This window comes from Mesorhizobium sp. P2_F7, assembly GCF_056403695.1.
In genome coordinates this window covers 348,437-364,430 of record NZ_JBFUFA010000001.1, presented here as the reverse complement: position 1 = coordinate 364,430, position 15,994 = coordinate 348,437, and the positions used below count along the sequence as shown (strand labels likewise).

The 15,994-nt window shown below is 62.6% G+C and carries 14 protein-coding genes; 11 read left to right on the top strand and 3 right to left on the bottom strand.

All coding sequences use genetic code 11. The annotated features are described in order from the left end of the window. Positions 1–142 precede the first annotated feature (142 nt). Positions 143–307 (bottom strand): hypothetical protein, encoded by a 165-nt coding sequence (locus tag AC1DZ8_RS01680; protein ID WP_477300543.1) that lies wholly within the window; start codon positions 305–307, stop codon positions 143–145. A gap of 296 nt (positions 308–603) precedes the next feature. On the opposite strand from AC1DZ8_RS01680, the gene rimP reads away from it, so the two are divergent. The 11 genes from rimP (at position 604) to AC1DZ8_RS01625 (ending at position 13,296) form a co-directional block, all read left to right on the top strand. Continuing rightward, the gene (rimP, locus tag AC1DZ8_RS01675; protein WP_477300545.1) at positions 604–1,236 is read left to right on the top strand and encodes a ribosome maturation factor RimP; all 633 of its coding nucleotides are present in this window, start codon (positions 604–606) and stop codon (positions 1,234–1,236) included. Between the two features lie 49 nt (positions 1,237–1,285). Then, on the top strand, positions 1,286–2,881 hold the full coding sequence (nusA, locus tag AC1DZ8_RS01670) for a transcription termination factor NusA (protein WP_477279400.1): 1,596 nt from the start codon (positions 1,286–1,288) through the stop codon (positions 2,879–2,881). 38 nt (positions 2,882–2,919) lie between these two features. Next, positions 2,920–3,570 (top strand): RNA-binding protein, encoded by a 651-nt coding sequence (locus AC1DZ8_RS01665; RefSeq protein ID WP_477300549.1) that lies wholly within the window; start codon positions 2,920–2,922, stop codon positions 3,568–3,570. Next, the gene (gene infB / locus AC1DZ8_RS01660) at positions 3,567–6,134 is read left to right on the top strand and encodes a translation initiation factor IF-2 (protein WP_477300551.1); all 2,568 of its coding nucleotides are present in this window, start codon (positions 3,567–3,569) and stop codon (positions 6,132–6,134) included. The genes AC1DZ8_RS01665 and infB overlap by 4 nt, the downstream gene beginning before the upstream one ends. 16 nt (positions 6,135–6,150) lie before the next feature. Beyond that, positions 6,151–6,723, top strand: coding sequence for a hypothetical protein (locus AC1DZ8_RS01655; RefSeq protein WP_477300553.1), 573 nt, complete (start codon positions 6,151–6,153; stop codon positions 6,721–6,723). A gap of 48 nt (positions 6,724–6,771) precedes the next feature. Further along, positions 6,772–7,185 (top strand): 30S ribosome-binding factor RbfA, encoded by a 414-nt coding sequence (rbfA, locus tag AC1DZ8_RS01650; protein WP_477300554.1) that lies wholly within the window; start codon positions 6,772–6,774, stop codon positions 7,183–7,185. Further along, positions 7,185–8,156 carry a tRNA pseudouridine(55) synthase TruB gene (gene truB, locus AC1DZ8_RS01645; protein ID WP_477300556.1) on the top strand — a complete coding sequence of 324 codons (972 nt, stop codon included), beginning with the start codon at positions 7,185–7,187 and terminating at the stop codon, positions 8,154–8,156. The genes rbfA and truB overlap by 1 nt, the downstream gene beginning before the upstream one ends. Before the next feature lie 44 nt (positions 8,157–8,200). Further along, the gene (gene corA, locus AC1DZ8_RS01640; protein ID WP_477300558.1) at positions 8,201–9,295 is read left to right on the top strand and encodes a magnesium/cobalt transporter CorA; all 1,095 of its coding nucleotides are present in this window, start codon (positions 8,201–8,203) and stop codon (positions 9,293–9,295) included. 96 nt (positions 9,296–9,391) lie between these two features. Continuing rightward, a complete protein-coding gene (gene rpsO, locus AC1DZ8_RS01635) occupies positions 9,392–9,766 on the top strand; it encodes a 30S ribosomal protein S15 (protein WP_477300560.1) in 375 nt (124 codons plus the stop codon). 278 nt (positions 9,767–10,044) lie between these two features. Beyond that, positions 10,045–12,192 carry a polyribonucleotide nucleotidyltransferase gene (gene pnp, locus AC1DZ8_RS01630; RefSeq protein ID WP_477300562.1) on the top strand — a complete coding sequence of 716 codons (2,148 nt, stop codon included), beginning with the start codon at positions 10,045–10,047 and terminating at the stop codon, positions 12,190–12,192. Positions 12,193–12,282: 90 nt separating this feature from the next. Then, positions 12,283–13,296: a class I SAM-dependent methyltransferase gene (locus tag AC1DZ8_RS01625; RefSeq protein ID WP_477300564.1), complete on the top strand. Its 1,014-nt coding sequence runs from the start codon at positions 12,283–12,285 to the stop codon at positions 13,294–13,296. A 40-nt stretch (positions 13,297–13,336) separates the two neighbouring features. On the opposite strand, the gene AC1DZ8_RS01620 is transcribed toward AC1DZ8_RS01625, so the two are convergent. Then, on the bottom strand, positions 13,337–14,890 hold the full coding sequence (locus AC1DZ8_RS01620) for a putative bifunctional diguanylate cyclase/phosphodiesterase (RefSeq protein WP_477300566.1): 1,554 nt from the start codon (positions 14,888–14,890) through the stop codon (positions 13,337–13,339). Between the two features lie 284 nt (positions 14,891–15,174). Beyond that, entirely contained in the window at positions 15,175–15,987 is an 813-nt protein-coding gene (gene fabI, locus AC1DZ8_RS01615; RefSeq protein ID WP_477300568.1) for an enoyl-ACP reductase FabI, read from the bottom strand. Between the last annotated feature and the right edge of the window lie 7 nt (positions 15,988–15,994).

Sequence of the window (15,994 nt, the reverse complement as noted above, 5' to 3'; positions counted from 1 at the left end):
ATGGGGGACCAGCGGTCCCGGCATCGTAGTCCGCTTCAGATTTAGGGCAATTCCAGGAAACGTGTGAGCGGCTTTCCGTCCGGAATTGCGTAAAGACAAAGAGATAGAGCGGTTCGCCGTTTCCGTGAAACGGTGAAATGCTCTAGAAACGGCCGATCTTGTCGAACGCGGTCGGGTCCATGCCGAGCCGGCGCAAATCATTGGCGCGCGGCTTGCGGCCGGCTTCGACGGCCCGCGAGGCGGCAACGGCGCTGCCGAACAGGGCAAAAGCGTCGCCTATGGCGGAAAACACATTACGGTTGCTCATTGTCTTGACCTTTCGCGCGCCACTGCGCGCCATGTCGGTTTGTGCAGTGCAACATAGATAGGGATGCGGCGTCTGAAATCACAGGGCTGTTACGGCATAGGCGGCATGCGCCCCGCGCAATCCTGGCCAGCCGTCGCCGGCTGTACTTTGCCCGACCCGTCAACAGGCTTGAAACACCGGCCGGGATCGTCTATATCAGCCTCAAATTCTTGGTCGGTATGACGAAGAGTGGGTCCACCCGGTCCCGCTCTTTTTTATTACCTGCCGGTCAGCCATCAAAGAGCGACAGGAACCGCATGACTGCTACGGCAAGCGAAGCCGACGACCGCATCATCCGCGAAAGCGGCATCGATGCGCGCATCGCGCTGATCGTTCAGCCGGTGTTGCGCGGCATCGGTTTCCGCCTCGTGCGGGTGCATCTGTCGGGCCAGAACGGGCTGACGCTGCAGATCATGGCCGAACGCGAGGACGGCACCATGACCGTTGAGGATTGCGAAGAGGTCAGCCGCGCTGTGTCGCCGGCGCTCGACGTCGACGATCCGATCGAAAAAGCCTATCATCTCGAAGTGTCGTCGCCCGGCATCGACCGGCCGCTGGTGCGCAAGTCGGATTTCGTCACCTGGACCGGCCATCTGGTGAAGATGGAAACCTCGGTGCTGGTCGCCGACCGCAAGCGCTTCAAGGGCAAGATCGCCGAAGCTGGCGCCGACGACGTGCTGATCGAGCGCGACAAGGCCGCTTATGGCGAAGAGCCGACGGTGCGCGTTCCCTATGACGCGATCGCCGATGTGCGGCTGATCCTCACCGACGACCTCATCCGCGACGCCCTGTCGAAGGACAACAGGGAACGCAAGGAAGCCAAGAAACGCCGCGGCGAGCCGGAAGACGATGTTTCCGAAGGCGCCACGGAAGAAAACGAACAGGAATAACGATTGAGCTGCCGGTCAAGCTCCGGCACCCAGTTCGGGAGATAAAGACATGGTTGTAAGCGCCAACAGACTTGAACTGCTGCAGATCGCCGACGCGGTCGCGCGTGAAAAGTCGATCGACAAGTCGATCGTCATCGCCGCCATGGCCGATGCGATCCAGAAGGCCGCGCGCTCGCGCTACGGCCAGGAAACCAACATCCGCGCCGACATCAACGCCAACACCGGCGAGATGAAGCTGCAGCGGCTGATGGAAGTGGTCGAGAAGGTCGACGACTATGCCACCCAGATCGCCATTTCCTCGGCCCGCGAGCGCAACCCCGACGCCCAGCTTGGCGACTTCATCGCCGAACAGCTGCCGCCGATGGATTTCGGCCGCATTGCCGCCCAGTCGGCCAAGCAGGTCATCGTGCAGAAGGTGCGCGAAGCCGAGCGTGACCGCCAGTATGACGAATACAAGGACCGCATCGGCGAGATCGTCAACGGCACCGTCAAGCGCGTCGAGTATGGCAACGTCATCGTCGATCTCGGCCGTGGCGAGGCGATCATCCGCCGCGATGAGCTGATCCCGCGCGAAAACTACAAGTATGGCGACCGCGTCCGCGCCTATGTCTACGACGTGCGCCGCGAACAGCGCGGCCCGCAGATCTTCCTGTCGCGTACCCATCCGCAGTTCATGGCCAAGCTCTTCACCATGGAAGTTCCGGAAATCTACGACGGCATCATCGAGATCAAGTCGGTCGCCCGCGATCCGGGCTCGCGCGCCAAGATCGCCGTCATTTCGCGTGACTCGTCCATCGATCCGGTCGGCGCCTGCGTCGGTATGCGCGGCAGCCGTGTTCAGGCCGTTGTCGGCGAATTGCAGGGCGAAAAGATCGACATCATTCCGTGGTCGCCTTCGGCCGCCTCCTTCATCGTCAATGCGCTGCAGCCGGCGGAAGTCGCCAAGGTCGTGCTCGACGAGGATGCCGAGCGCATCGAGGTGGTGGTTCCCGACGACCAGTTGTCGCTGGCCATCGGCCGCCGCGGCCAGAATGTGCGCCTTGCCTCGCAGCTCACCGGCTGGGACATCGACATCCTGACCGAGGCCGAGGAATCCGAGCGCCGCCAGAAGGAATTCGTCGAACGTTCGTCGCTGTTCATGGAAGCCCTCGATGTCGACGAGATGGTCGGCCAGGTGCTGGCCTCCGAAGGCTTCACAAGCGTCGAAGAAGTTGCCTATGTCGATTCGGGCGAGATTGCCTCGATCGACGGCTTCGATGAAGACACCGCTTCGGAAATCCAGACCCGCGCTCGCGAATATCTGGAGAAAATCGAAGCCGAGCACGACGAGAAGCGCAAGGCGCTGGGCGTCACCGACGAGCTGCGCGAAATCCCCGGCGTCACCACCGCCATGATGGTGACGCTCGGCGAGGACGGCGTGAAGACGATCGAGGACTTCGCCGGCTATGCCGCCGACGACCTCACCGGCTGGAAGGAACGCAAGGACGGCGAGACCAAGGTCTATCCGGGCGTGCTCGCCAGTCACGGCGTGTCGCGCACTGACGCCGAGCAGATGGTTCTGGCAGCCCGCCTCAAGGCCGGCTGGATCACCGAAGACGAGCTTGCAGCCGAACAGGTCCCGGCTGACGAAGCTGTTGGTGCGTGAGGTGAAACCGCATCGCACACAACCCGCCCCAGGACGAGATGAACGATCGCACCTGCATCGTTACCCGCAGGCAAGCCGAGCCGGATGAGCTGATCCGTTTCGTCGTCGGCCCGGATTCGGCCGTCGTTCCGGACATCAAGAGAAACCTGCCCGGCCGTGGTTGTTGGGTGAGCGCCGACCGCCTACATATCAACAAGGCGGCGGCGAAGAACCTGTTTGCCCGCGCCTTCAAGGCGCAAGTGACCGTACCGCCCGATCTCGGCGGCATGGTCGACGGACTGCTTGCACGATCCGCTTTGGGCATGCTCGGCCTTGCCCGCAAGGCCGGCGCGATCGCTCTCGGCGCCACCAAGGTCGAGAGCGCGGTGCGCAGTGGATTGGCGCTTTTCGTGCTCCACGCGACCGAAGCGTCCGACGATGGCGTGCGCAAGATCAGCCAGGCGCGGCGGGCAACTGTCCACCTCGGCGGGCCCGCAGTCCTTGCCTACAAACTTTTCTCCGAGGCCGAGTTGAGCTTGGCATTGGGGGGTACAAATGTGATACATGCTGCCGTTCTCGCGGGAGACGCGGGCAAGGCGGTTGAGAAGCGCATGGTTGCGCTCGACCGATATCGGGGCGGAACCCCCGACGATCTGGCAATGCTTGCGGCCGTTGCTGACGAAGATGATGCTGCAGAGGATATGGAATGAGCGATACGAAATCGGGCGACGACAAGACGTTGAGTGTTACACCGAAGAAGACCTTGACGCTGAAGCGCCCCGGTACCGAGCAGAGCGTCGTGCGTCAGAATTTCTCGCATGGCCGCACCAAGCAGGTCCAGGTCGAGATCAAGAAGCGCAAATTCTCCATGCCCGGCGACAAGCCGGAGCCGGTGGCCGCACCCGTTTTGACGCCCAAGCCCGCGGTTGTGGCAGCTCCCGTGGTGCAGGAAGTGCCCAAGGCGCCGCCCCCGCCGCCGCCGGTCGAACGCAGCGGCATGGTGCTGAACGAATTGTCGCGTGGCGAAATGGAAGCCCGGCGCAGGGCGCTCGAAGGCTCCAAGGTTCGCGAAGTCGAGGATCGTCAGCGCGCCGCCGAAGACGCCAAGCGCCGCGCCGAGGATGAGGAACGCCGCAAGCGCGAGCGCGAGGAATCCGCGCGCCGTCAGGCCGAGGAAGAAGCTCGTCTGCAGACTGAGGCCGAGTCCCGCCGCCGTGCCGAGGAAGAGGCGCGCCGTCGCGCGCCGCTCGCCGCCGAACTGGCGACGGTCGACGACGAGGAAGAGGTCAAGCCGAAGCGCCCAAGCGGCGCGGGTGCCCCGGTCCGCCGTCTGGTCACGCCCGAAGTGGCGCGTCCGGCCAAGCCCACCAAGGCTGAGGAAGACCGTCGTCGCGGCAAGCTGACCCTCAACACGGCGCTTTCCGACGAGGATGCGCGCGCCCGCTCGCTGTCGTCGATGCGTCGCCGCCAGGAAAAATTCAAGCGCGCGATGCACAATGAGCCGCGCGAGAAGGTTATGCGCGAAGTGATCCTGCCCGAAACCATCACCATCCAGGAACTGGCGCAGCGCATGTCCGAGCGCGCTGTCGATGTGGTCAAGTACTTCATGAAGCAGGGCCAGATCCTGAAGCCGGGCGACATCATCGACGCCGACACGGCCGAACTGGTCGCCACCGAATTCGGCCACACGGTCCGCCGCGTCGCCGAGTCCGACATCGAGGAAGGCCTGTTCAACATCGCCGACAATGCCGAGGACCTGGTGTCGCGGCCGCCGGTCGTCACCATCATGGGCCACGTCGACCACGGCAAGACCTCGCTGCTCGACGCCATCCGCAACGCCAATGTCGTCTCCGGCGAAGCCGGCGGCATCACCCAGCATATCGGCGCCTACCAGGTTGAGAAGAACGGTCAGAAGATCACCTTCATCGACACGCCCGGCCACGCCGCCTTCACGGCGATGCGCGCCCGCGGCGCCCAGGCCACCGACATCGCCATCCTGGTGGTGGCGGCCGACGACAGCGTCATGCCGCAGACGATCGAATCGATCAGCCATGCCAAGGCGGCCGGCGTTCCGATCATCGTGGCGATCAACAAGATCGACAAGCACGGCGCCGATCCGCAGAAGGTGCGTTCCGAACTGCTGCGCCATGAGGTGTTCGTTGAATCGATGGGCGGTGAAGTGCTGGACGTCGAAGTCTCGGCGACCAAGGGCACCAATCTCGACAAGCTGCTCGAGGCGATCCTGCTGCAGGCCGAAATTCTCGACCTCAAGGCCAATCCGGACCGCACCGCCGAAGGCGTCGTCATCGAAGCCCAGCTCGATAAGGGCCGCGGCCCCGTCGCCACCGTGCTGGTGCAGACCGGCACGCTGATGCCGGGCGACATTCTCGTCGCCGGTAACGAGTGGGGCCGGGTGCGCGCGCTGGTCAACGACCGTGGCGAACAGGTCAAGGAAGCGCCGCCGGCTATGCCCGTCGAGGTGCTTGGCCTTCAAGGCACGCCGCAGGCCGGTGACCGCTTCGCCGTCGTCAACAATGAGGCCCGCGCCCGCGAGATCACCGAGTATCGTCAGCGTCTGGCCCGCGAGAAGGCGGTGGCCAAGCATGCCGGCCAGCGCGGCTCGCTCGAGCAGATGATGTCGCAGTTGCAGACGAGCGGGCTGAAGGAATTCCCGCTGGTCATCAAGGGCGACGTGCAGGGTTCGATCGAGGCGATCAGCGCCGCGCTCGACAAGCTCGGCACCGACGAAGTGCGTGCGCGCATCGTTCATGCCGGCGCCGGCGCCATCACCGAAAGCGACGTGTCGCTGGCGGAGACTTCGGGCGCCGCCATCATCGGCTTCAATGTCCGCGCCAATGCGCAGGCACGTGCTGCCGCTGCCGCTGCCGGCATCGAGATCCGCTACTACTCGATCATCTACAACCTGGTCGATGACGTGAAGGCGGCGCTCTCGGGCCTGCTCTCGCCGGAACGTCGCGAGACCTTCATCGGCAATGCCGAGATCCTCGAGATCTTCGACATCACCAAGGTCGGCAAGATCGCCGGTTGCCGTGTCACCGAAGGCAAGGTCGAGCGTGGTGCGGGCGTGCGCCTGATCCGCGACAACGTCGTCATCCACGAAGGCACGCTGAAGACGCTCAAGCGCTTCAAGGATGAAGTTGCGGAAGTCCCGGGCGGCCAGGAATGCGGCATGGCCTTCCAGAACTACGAGGACATGCGCGTCGGCGACATCATCGAATGCTTCCGCGTCGAGATGGTGACCAGGACGCTGTAGAGGTTCGGATTTGCCGATGGAGATTGGCTTTACGCCGAACTACGAAGAATCGATCATTGCGGGTCGCGCAGCGACCCGCAATGCGTTTAGCTTCTGGCAACGTTACTGGTGCTGGCCTGTCTACCTGCTTCTCGGCTTGGCCGTGGGCTGGTTCTTTGGCTGGTCGTTGGCCCATCTCGGTCGTTCCCTGGGCAAGCCAGCAGGACTTGCGGTCTCTGTACTGATAGCGCTCGGGCTGTATGTTATAGGCGCCAGGCTTGTTATTGGTCTTGCGCGACGTCTCGGAGCTCGCTGGTTAAAGCAACGAAGACCTGAAACCGCCGTAGTTTTTTCCATGGAGGCCGATGGGCTGCAGTGGAAAAGCGCCCATAGTCTTGTGAAGTTGGGTTTCCCGGATATTGATCAGATCTACGAGACGGAGACATTGGTGGGATTTATGTCGGCTCGATCGGCACCTTACGTAGCCAAGCGCGCATTCAGCTCACCTGCCGACAGTCGAACATTGATCAGGGATGTTTTCCACCATCTCTCCGACGAAGCAAAACAGCGTTCACTCAAGCAAAACTCAATACGCGTTGCGGTATCCTGATAGTCGGCCCACTAATCCGATCTCGGCGCGGCAGTCTGGACAAGAAAAATGAAAACATCCGCCAAAGGCCCAACCCAGCGCATGCTGCGCGTCGGCGAACAGGTGCGCCACGCGCTCTCCGAAACCTTGCAGCGCGGCGAGATCATCGATCCGCTGATCGAGAACACGGTGGTTTCGGTCTCGGAGGTGCGCATGTCGACCGATCTGAGGGTGGCTACCGCATTCGTCTCGCCGCTCGGCGCCAAGGACACCGGAGCGGTGATCGACGCGCTCAACAAGCACGCGAAATTCGTCCGTGGCCGCGTTTCCGGCGCGCTCCGGCAAATGAAGTTCATGCCTGAGTTTCGCTTCAAGCTCGACACGTCATTCGACAATTTCGCCAGGATCAACGATCTCCTGAAATCGCCCGAAGTCGCCCGCGATCTCGGCCCTGAAGACAACAACGACAAGGACGAGAAATAGTGGGGCGCCGCGGCAAGAAAAAGGGTCGGCCGATCTCCGGCTGGGTGGTGCTGGACAAGCCGGTCGGCATGGGTTCGACGGAAGCCGTCTCCAAGATCAAATGGCTGTTCCAGGCCGAAAAGGCCGGCCATGCCGGCACGCTCGACCCGCTGGCCTCGGGCATGCTGCCGATCGCGCTCGGCGAGGCGACCAAGACGGTGCCTTACGTGCAGGACGGCGCCAAGATCTACCGTTTCACCGTCGCCTGGGGCGAGGAGCGCTCGACCGACGACCTCGAAGGCCCGGTGACGCAGAATTCCGACCGGCGTCCGGCTGAGGCCGACGTCAGGGCGCTGCTGCCGAACTACACCGGCGTCATCATGCAGACGCCGCCGCAATTCTCGGCCATCAAGATAGCAGGCGAGCGCGCCTATGACCTTGCCCGCGAGGGTGAGACGTTCGACATACCCGCACGTGAGATCGAGATCGGACGTCTGGACATCGTCGAGCACGCCGCCGAGCGCACCCTGTTCGAGGTCGAATGCGGCAAGGGCACCTATGTGCGCTCGCTGGCCCGCGACATGGGCCGCGACCTGGGTTGCTTCGGCCACATCGCCGAGTTGCGCCGGGTAGAGGTCGAGCCGTTCACCCAGGAAGACTTCGTCACCGTTGCCGAACTGGAGGCCGCTCGTTTCGGCGAACAAAGCGAAGCTGTCGGCGATGCCGACGCCGACGCTGCCGATACGCCGATCGACTTCGGCGCCATCGATGCGCTGCTCGTTGATACGGCAGCCGCGCTCGACTGCCTGCCGCAGATCGCCATCAGCGACGAAGCGGCGACCAAGATCCGTCTTGGCAATCCGGTCATCATCCGCGGCCGGGACGCGCCGGTGGAAGCCGAGGAAGCTTGCGCCACGGCGCGCGGCAAGCTGGTCGCCATCGGCGCCATCGAGCAAGGCATGTTCAAGCCGAAGCGGGTCTTTGCCGGCTGATTCCCGTCGTCTAATCTCAATCGGACGTTACACCCGAGGGGCACATGGCAAAGGCTGATACGGTGAAGAAGCGGACGCCGGTGAAAACGCGGCGGCCGCCGGTCGGCGCTTCCCCCGGCACGCTGATCGCCGATCCGGCGGCGCGCCGCTCCGAGCTCCGGCTGACGCTGATCTCACCGGAAAAATTCAAGACCATCGAAAAGGCCAGCATCGACGATCTCAACACCCATTGCGACAACTGGCCGGTCGTCTGGCTGGACTGCACCGGGCTCGCCAACATCCAGCTGATCGAGGAGATCGGCCGGATTTTCAACCTGCATCCGCTGGCTCTGGAAGACGTGGTCAACACCGGCCAGCGACCGAAGGTGGACTTCTTCGAAGACCATGCCTTCGTCGTCATGCGCATGATCGACGACGTCAAGGTGCATCGCTATGAGCAGATCGCGGTGTTCTTCGGCAGGAATTTCGTCGTCACCTTCCAGGAGCGCGAAGGCGATCCATTCGATCCCGTGCGCAAACGCATCGCGGCGGCGCTGCCCAACCGCTTGCGGTCGCGCGGCGCCGACTATCTGGCCTATGCGCTGATCGACGCCATCGTCGACAGCTATTTCCCGCCGATCGAGGCGGCGAGCGAGGAGGTCGACGGCATCGAGGACGAGATGCTCAACACGCCGCACAAGCATCAGATGCGCCAGCTGCACGAATTGCGGCGCGACGCCAATGTGCTCAAGGGCGTGCTATGGCCGATGCGCGACGCACTGGCGACGCTGATCCGCAACGACGTGCCTTATGTGAAGCCCGAGACGAAGATCTTCTTCAACGACACGCTCGACCATGCACTGCGGCTGATCGAGCTGGTCGAGAACCAGCGCGACATGCTGACCGGCCTGATTGAAATGCATCTGTCGCTGAGCCAGGCGCGCACCAACGATGTCATCTCTTATCTGACCATCGTCTCGGTGATCTTCATGCCGCTAACCTTCCTGGTCGGCATCTGGGGCATGAACTTCGACCCCGATAGCTCGCCATGGAACATGCCGGAACTGAAAGCCTATTACGGCTACCCGGCTTCGCTGCTGTTCATGCTGGCCGTTGCTGTCGGGCTGATCGTCTTCTTCAAAAGCAAGAAGTGGCTATAGACTCCTGGTGTCATGAAAACCTTGGATTCCCCAGCAAAAGCCTGCGACAAGCCGGCTTTATGAATTGGGCTGGTGTTTTCCGGGGAATTGCCCTATATGCGCCGCAGCTTCGCGCCGTGTCGCGTTGCTTGCACCGGCCCCTGCTGGACGACATCCCGGCTGAGGGCGACCCGTTTCCTCAAACAGATAAGGAAAAACACGATGTCGATTACTGCCGAGCGCAAACAGGAATTGATGGGTGAATTCGCAACCGCCAAGGGCGATACCGGGTCTCCGGAAGTCCAGGTGGCCATCCTTTCCGAGCGCATCAAGAACCTGACCGACCACTTCAAGGACCACAAGAAGGATAACCATTCCCGCCGTGGTCTGCTCGCTCTCGTCTCCCAGCGCCGCAGCCTGCTTGATTATCTCAAGCGCAAGGACGACGCGCGCTATCAGACGCTGATCGAGAAGCTCGGTCTGCGCCGTTGACGAATTGACCGGCGGGCTTTCGAAGGAGAGTCCGCCGGTCGCGCATTCTGCCAGTCGCATCGATTGGCCAGATCCGGTTTCGAGCGTGCAGAGGGCCACTCGAAACCGCCCATGGACGGTCATGGGGCAGGATTGCAGGACGCTCGTGCGCTGACCAGCGCCGAAATTTACCCGAGCTTCCCGTTGTCTTGCCCGTGGCTGCCCGAGAAAGGAAGCCAGGGAAAGGGCTCCGCGCACCGTGAAACGGCGCGGCCCTTTCCGCTTATTAAGGACAAGACATGTTCAATCACCACAAAGTGGAAATCGAATGGGGCGGCCGTCCGCTCATCCTGGAAACCGGCAAGATCGCGCGTCAGGCTGACGGCGCGGTGCTCGCGACCTACGGCGAAACCAAGGTTCTCGCCACCGTCGTTTCGATGAAGGAGCCGAAGCCGGGTCTCGATTTCTTCCCGCTGACCGTCAACTACCAGGAAAAGACCTACGCCGCCGGCAAGATCCCGGGCGGCTACTTCAAGCGCGAAGGCCGTCCGAGCGAAAAGGAAACGCTGGTTTCCCGTCTCATCGACCGCCCGATCCGCCCGCTCTTCGCCGACGGCTACAAGAACGACACCCAGATCGTCGTCACCGTCGTCCAGCATGACCTCGAAAACGATCCGGACATCCTGTCGATCGTTGCCACCTCGGCCGCTCTGACGCTCTCGGGCGTTCCCTTCATGGGCCCTGTCGGCGGCGCCCGCGTCGGTTACATCAACGGCGAATACGTTCTCAACCCGCATGTCGACGAGATGCAGGAATCCAAGCTCGACCTCGTTGTCGCCGGCACCGCCGACGCCGTGCTGATGGTCGAGTCCGAAGCCAAGGAACTCGGCGAAGAGCTAATGCTCGGCGCCGTCATGTTCGGCCACAAGGGCTTCCAGCCGGTCATCGACGCGATCATCAAGCTGGCCGAAGTTGCCGCCAAGGAGCCGCGCGACTTCACCGCGCCGGATTATTCCGCGCTTGAAGCCGAGATGCTGAAGATCGTCGGCGACGAGCTCAGCAATGCCTACAAGAACGTCGACAAGCAGAAGCGCTACGCCGCCGTCGACGCCGTCAAGGCCAAGGTCAAGGCAGCGTTTGGCCCGGCCGAAGGCGAAGACGCCAAGTACACCTCCGAGCAGATCGGTTCGGTGTTCAAGGAACTCCAGGCCAAGGTCGTGCGCTGGAACATCCTCGACACCGGCTCGCGCATCGACGGCCGTGACCTCAAGACGGTTCGCAAGATCGTCTCCGAAGTCGGCGTTTTGCCACGCACCCACGGTTCGGCGCTGTTTACCCGCGGCGAGACCCAGGCGCTGGTTGTTGCCACGCTGGGCACCGGCGAGGACGAGCAGTACGTCGATTCGCTGACCGGCATGTACAAGGAGAAGTTCCTCCTTCACTACAACTTCCCTCCCTACTCCGTCGGTGAGACCGGCCGCATGGGTTCGCCGGGCCGCCGCGAAATCGGCCACGGCAAGCTCGCCTGGCGCGCCATCCGTCCGATGCTGCCCTCCGCTGACCAGTTCCCCTATACGCTGCGTGTCGTCTCGGAGATCACCGAGTCCAACGGCTCGTCGTCGATGGCCACCGTCTGCGGCACTTCGCTGGCGCTGATGGATGCCGGCGTTCCGCTGGCCAAGCCCGTCGCCGGTATCGCCATGGGCCTGATCAAGGAAGGCGAGCGCTTCGCGGTTCTCTCCGACATCCTGGGTGACGAAGATCACCTCGGCGACATGGACTTCAAGGTCGCTGGCACCGCCAACGGCATCACCTCGCTGCAGATGGACATCAAGATCGAGGGTATCACCGAGGAGATCATGAAGATCGCGCTGGACCAGGCCAAGGATGGCCGCCAGCATATCCTCGGCGAGATGGCGCATGCTCTGACCGGCGCCCGCCCGGAACTCGGTGAGTTCGCGCCGCGCATCGAGGTCATGCATATCCCGACCGACAAGATCCGCGACGTTATCGGCTCCGGCGGCAAGGTCATCCGCGAAATCGTCGAGAAGACCGGCGCCAAGATCAACATCGAGGACGACGGCACGGTCAAGATCGCTTCGTCGAACGCCAAGGAGATCGAGGCGGCCAAGAAGTGGATCCACACCATCGTCGCCGAGCCGGAAGTCGGCGAGATCTACGAAGGCACGGTCGTCAAGACCGCCGACTTCGGCGCCTTCGTCAACTTCTTCGGTCCGCGTGACGGCCTCGTCCACATCTCGCAGCTTGCCAACGACCGGGTCGCCAAGACATCGGACGTCGTCAAGGAAGGCGACAAGGTCTGGGTCAAGCTGATGGGCTTCGACGAGCGCGGCAAGGTCCGCCTGTCGATGAAGGTCGTCGACCAGGCCACCGGCAAGGAAATCGTCCGCGACAAGAAGGCCGAAGGCGAAGAAAACGCCGCCTGAGCGGTCTAACAGTGAAATTGAAACGGGCGCGGCTTATGTCGCGCCCGTTTTCGTTTAAGACCCGGTTTGTTTCAGGCATGAGATCGAAGAATGGCCGCTGAGCCGCTGAAGACACTGTTCCATCCCTTCGAGGCCGAGGCGCTGCCTCTGCCGCAAAAGGGCGAGCGTGTTTTGTTCCTGGGCGCCGAGCCCGGCTTCCGCCTGCCGGAAGGCTTTGAGGCAGCGCTGCATCTCGTGCAGGGTTTCCGGCCGCACTTCCGTGCGCTGGAACGCGCTGGCAACACAGTGACGCCGCGTCCGGAAGGCGATGCATTCGATGCAGCCCTCGTCCTTGTCGGCCGCCATCGCGGCCAGAACGAGATGCGCATTGCCGAGGCGATCGAATGCGTTGCTCCGGGCGGCCTGATCGTTGTCGCCGGCGGCAAGGAAGACGGCATCGACAGCCTGCGCAAGCGCATCGACGAGCTTGTCCCGCTCGAAGGGCATCGGCCGAAACATCACGGCATTGCCTTCTGGCTTCGCCGTCCTGTCGATCTGGCCGCTGCGGAAAAACTCCGGACCGCCAATCCTGCCGCGCTGATCGAAGGCCGCTTCCGCACCGCGCCCGGCATGTTTTCCTTCGACCGCATCGACGCCGGCTCAAAACTTCTGGTCGATAACCTGCCCAAAGACCTGCGCGGCAACATCGCCGATTTCTGCGCCGGCTGGGGCTATGTCGCCGCCGAGGCCGCGGCACGTTCACCTGGCATAACAGGGCTCGACCTTTACGAGGCGGATTTCGACGCACTCGAGGCAGCAAAGGGCAACATCGGCGTGACCAGCTTCGAGCCGGGCTTTTTCTGGATCGATCTTCTGAGCGAGCCGGTCGAGCGGCGCTATGACGCCATCGTCATGAATCCGCCCTTCCATCGCAGCCGGGCAGCCGAGCCTGAAATCGGCGCCGGCATGATCCAGGCGGCGGGCAAGGCGCTGAAGCCGGGCGGGCGGCTGTTCATGGTGGCAAACCGCCAGCTGCCTTATGAGCCGGTTCTGAAGGCTGTCTTCTCCAGCCACGCCGAAATCGCCCGCGATGGCATGTTCAAGGTCTTTGCCGCACGCCGCTAGAACATGGTCCCAAGGCGATCATGCGCGGAACAGAACCGCCTCAATGCATGCTGACGATGCGCGCCGGCTCGTGGACGGGAATGGTCGCTCTGATCTCGCCGGGCTTGATCTTGAGCGGTGCCGGCCTGCCGAACAGATAGCCCTGCACCATCTCGCAGCCGGCCGCTCGCAAGAGCGTGGCCTGATTCTCGGTCTCGACGCCTTCGGCGATGATGCCGACGCCGAGCGCCCGTGACAGGCCGACGATGGTGGAGACAACGGCGCCCGAATTGGAATCGGTGTCCATGCGGCTGATGAAGGAGCGGTCAATCTTCAGCTTGCCGAAGGCGAAGTCGATCAGATAGCTCAGATTGGAATACCCGGTGCCGAAATCGTCGACGGCCACCGAAATGCCCATGTCGGCAAGCTGCTTCAGGATGATGGCGGCGCGGTCGCGGTCCTGCATCATCGCCGTCTCGGTCAGTTCGAGTTCCAGCCGTGACGGCTTGATGCCGGTGCTGGACATGGCGTCGCGCACGATGCCGACGAAATCCTTGGTCATGAACTGGACCGGCGAAATGTTGACGGCAACGAAGCAGTCCTCGGGCAAATGGCGGGCATCGCTGCAGGCCTTGTGCAGCACCCAATTGCCGATCGGGTGGATCATGCCGGTCTCCTCCGCGATCGGAATGAACTCCATCGGCGGGATCATGCCGCGTTCGGGATGCTTCCAGCGGATCAGCGCCTCGTAACCGACGATGCGGCCGCTCCGCAGGTCGAGCTGCGGCTGGTAGTGGAGGTCGAAATCGCCGCGGTCGAAGGCAATGTGCAGTTCGGATTCGATCCAGTGGCGATAGTCGGCGACCTGACCCATGTCGGAATGGAAGAACGACCAGTTGCCCACCCCGCCGGCGCGGGCATTCTGCAGCGCCAGGTTGGAGCGGCGCAGGACGAGGACCGGATCGACGCCGTCTTTCGGCATCGCCACGATACCCACCGATATGCCGACCGATTGCAGGTGGGAATCAAGCTGATAGGGCTTCAGCATCTCCTCAATCAGGGTTTCGACAGTGGCTTCCATCGATCCCTGGATCTCATGATCCGAGACGAGAATGGCGAATTCGCCGGCGCCGATGCGCCCCATCACCGTGCCCTCGGGCATGCAGGCCTTCAGCCGCCTGGTAAAGGCGCGGATCAGTTCATCGCCATGGCTGTAGCCGATGGCGTCGTTGATCTGCTTGAAGCGGTCGATGTCGATGTCGATGAGGAACACCGGCTCGCCGGTCTTGATCGTTGCCGACGCCGCGTCGGCAACCTTGCCGACCATGGCCGGCCGCGCCAGAAGCCCGGTCAGCTTGTCGAAATGGGTTTCGTTGAAGACGTAGTCCACCGATTCATCGACGCCGGCGAAGAAAGACAGGGCCGCACCGGCGGCGGCCAGCGCGCACAAGGCCGACGCGATGCCGACCATGGTTCCAGCCTGCATGCCGGCAAAGCCGTCACCAAAACCGTACTGGAGACCCCAGAGCCCGAGAACGAAACTGCCAAGGCCCGAGGCGGCGACGGTGAGCAGCCGGAACACAGGTGTTCGCTTCGGGTTGCTGACAGCAGGCATTACTCAGTCCCTGTTGCACGATCCCAAAAATCAACTCGACTTTCCGGAAAGATCACACGCGAATTCACAAACCCTAAAGCACGCGCAGTGCCCTAGCCATAGGACTTATAGCGGGTATGTCCTTAAAATGAGTTTCTGCCAATGCATCTAATTTTACTGGAAGAACTGGAGCGTGATCGCGAAAGGTGGTCTCAGCTTTTCTCGGACAAACGGGAACCGTTAGTCCAGAAATCATGCTTAACCAAAAGAGATAGAGCCCCGATTTCATCGGGATGGAACAAGCTCTAATCGCGTCCGCTGTCGGTCTGCTTCAATTCATCCAGCGTTGGCATGGACACGATGTGATAGCCGGAATCGACATAATGGATCTCGCCGGTGACGCCTGACGAGAGGTCGGACAAAAGATAGAGCGCCGAGCCGCCGACTTCGTCGATGGTCACCGTGCGGCGCAGCGGCGAGTTGCGCTGCTGGTAGGAATACATATGCCGCGCATCCGAAATCCCGGCACCTGCCAGCGTGCGCACCGGTCCCGCCGATATGCCGTTCACCCTGATGCCGCGCGGGCCGTAATCATTGGCGAGATAGCGCACGCTGGCTTCCAGCCCGGCCTTGGCGACGCCCATGACGTTGTAGTTCGGCATGACGCGGACAGAACCGGCATAGGTCAGCGTGATCATCGCGCCGCCGTCGCTCATCAGCGGGGCGGCATGGCGAGCGATCTCGGTGAAGGAATAGCAGGAGATGACCATGGTGCGGACGAAGTTGTCGCGGCTGGTGTCGGCGTACAGCCCCTTGAGCTCGTTCTTGTCGGAAAAGCCGATGGCGTGGACGACGAAGTCGAGCCCACCCCATTCCTTGCCGAGCGTCTCGAAGGTAGCCGCGACCGAAGCGCTGTCCTCGACGTCGCAGGGCACGACCAGCGACGCGCCGAGCTTCTCGGCGAGCGGCTTGACGCGGCGCCCGAAGGCTTCGCCCTGATAGGTGAAGGCGAGATCTGCCCCATGCTCGGACAGCTTCTTGGCGATGCCCCAGGCGATCGAATGATCGTTGGCGACGCCCATGACAAGCCCGCGCTTGCCCTTCATCAGTCCGTCCATGGCCGGC

Bases quoted from the DNA above. Each gene is read 5' to 3' on its own strand.
- AC1DZ8_RS01625 (WP_477300564.1), top strand. From the start codon at position 12,283: ATGGCCGCTGAGCCGCTGAAGACACTGTTCCATCCCTTCGAGGCCGAG.
- AC1DZ8_RS01620 (WP_477300566.1), bottom strand. From the start codon at position 14,890: ATGCCTGCTGTCAGCAACCCGAAGCGAACACCTGTGTTCCGGCTGCTC.
- pnp (WP_477300562.1), top strand. From the start codon at position 10,045: ATGTTCAATCACCACAAAGTGGAAATCGAATGGGGCGGCCGTCCGCTC.
- AC1DZ8_RS01665 (WP_477300549.1), top strand. From the start codon at position 2,920: ATGAACGATCGCACCTGCATCGTTACCCGCAGGCAAGCCGAGCCGGAT.
- rbfA (WP_477300554.1), top strand. From the start codon at position 6,772: ATGAAAACATCCGCCAAAGGCCCAACCCAGCGCATGCTGCGCGTCGGC.
- AC1DZ8_RS01680 (WP_477300543.1), bottom strand. From the start codon at position 307: ATGAGCAACCGTAATGTGTTTTCCGCCATAGGCGACGCTTTTGCCCTG.
- rpsO (WP_477300560.1), top strand. From the start codon at position 9,392: ATGCGCCGCAGCTTCGCGCCGTGTCGCGTTGCTTGCACCGGCCCCTGC.
- infB (WP_477300551.1), top strand. From the start codon at position 3,567: ATGAGCGATACGAAATCGGGCGACGACAAGACGTTGAGTGTTACACCG.
- nusA (WP_477279400.1), top strand. From the start codon at position 1,286: ATGGTTGTAAGCGCCAACAGACTTGAACTGCTGCAGATCGCCGACGCG.
- corA (WP_477300558.1), top strand. From the start codon at position 8,201: ATGGCAAAGGCTGATACGGTGAAGAAGCGGACGCCGGTGAAAACGCGG.
- rimP (WP_477300545.1), top strand. From the start codon at position 604: ATGACTGCTACGGCAAGCGAAGCCGACGACCGCATCATCCGCGAAAGC.
- fabI (WP_477300568.1), bottom strand. From the start codon at position 15,987: ATGGACGGACTGATGAAGGGCAAGCGCGGGCTTGTCATGGGCGTCGCC.
- AC1DZ8_RS01655 (WP_477300553.1), top strand. From the start codon at position 6,151: ATGGAGATTGGCTTTACGCCGAACTACGAAGAATCGATCATTGCGGGT.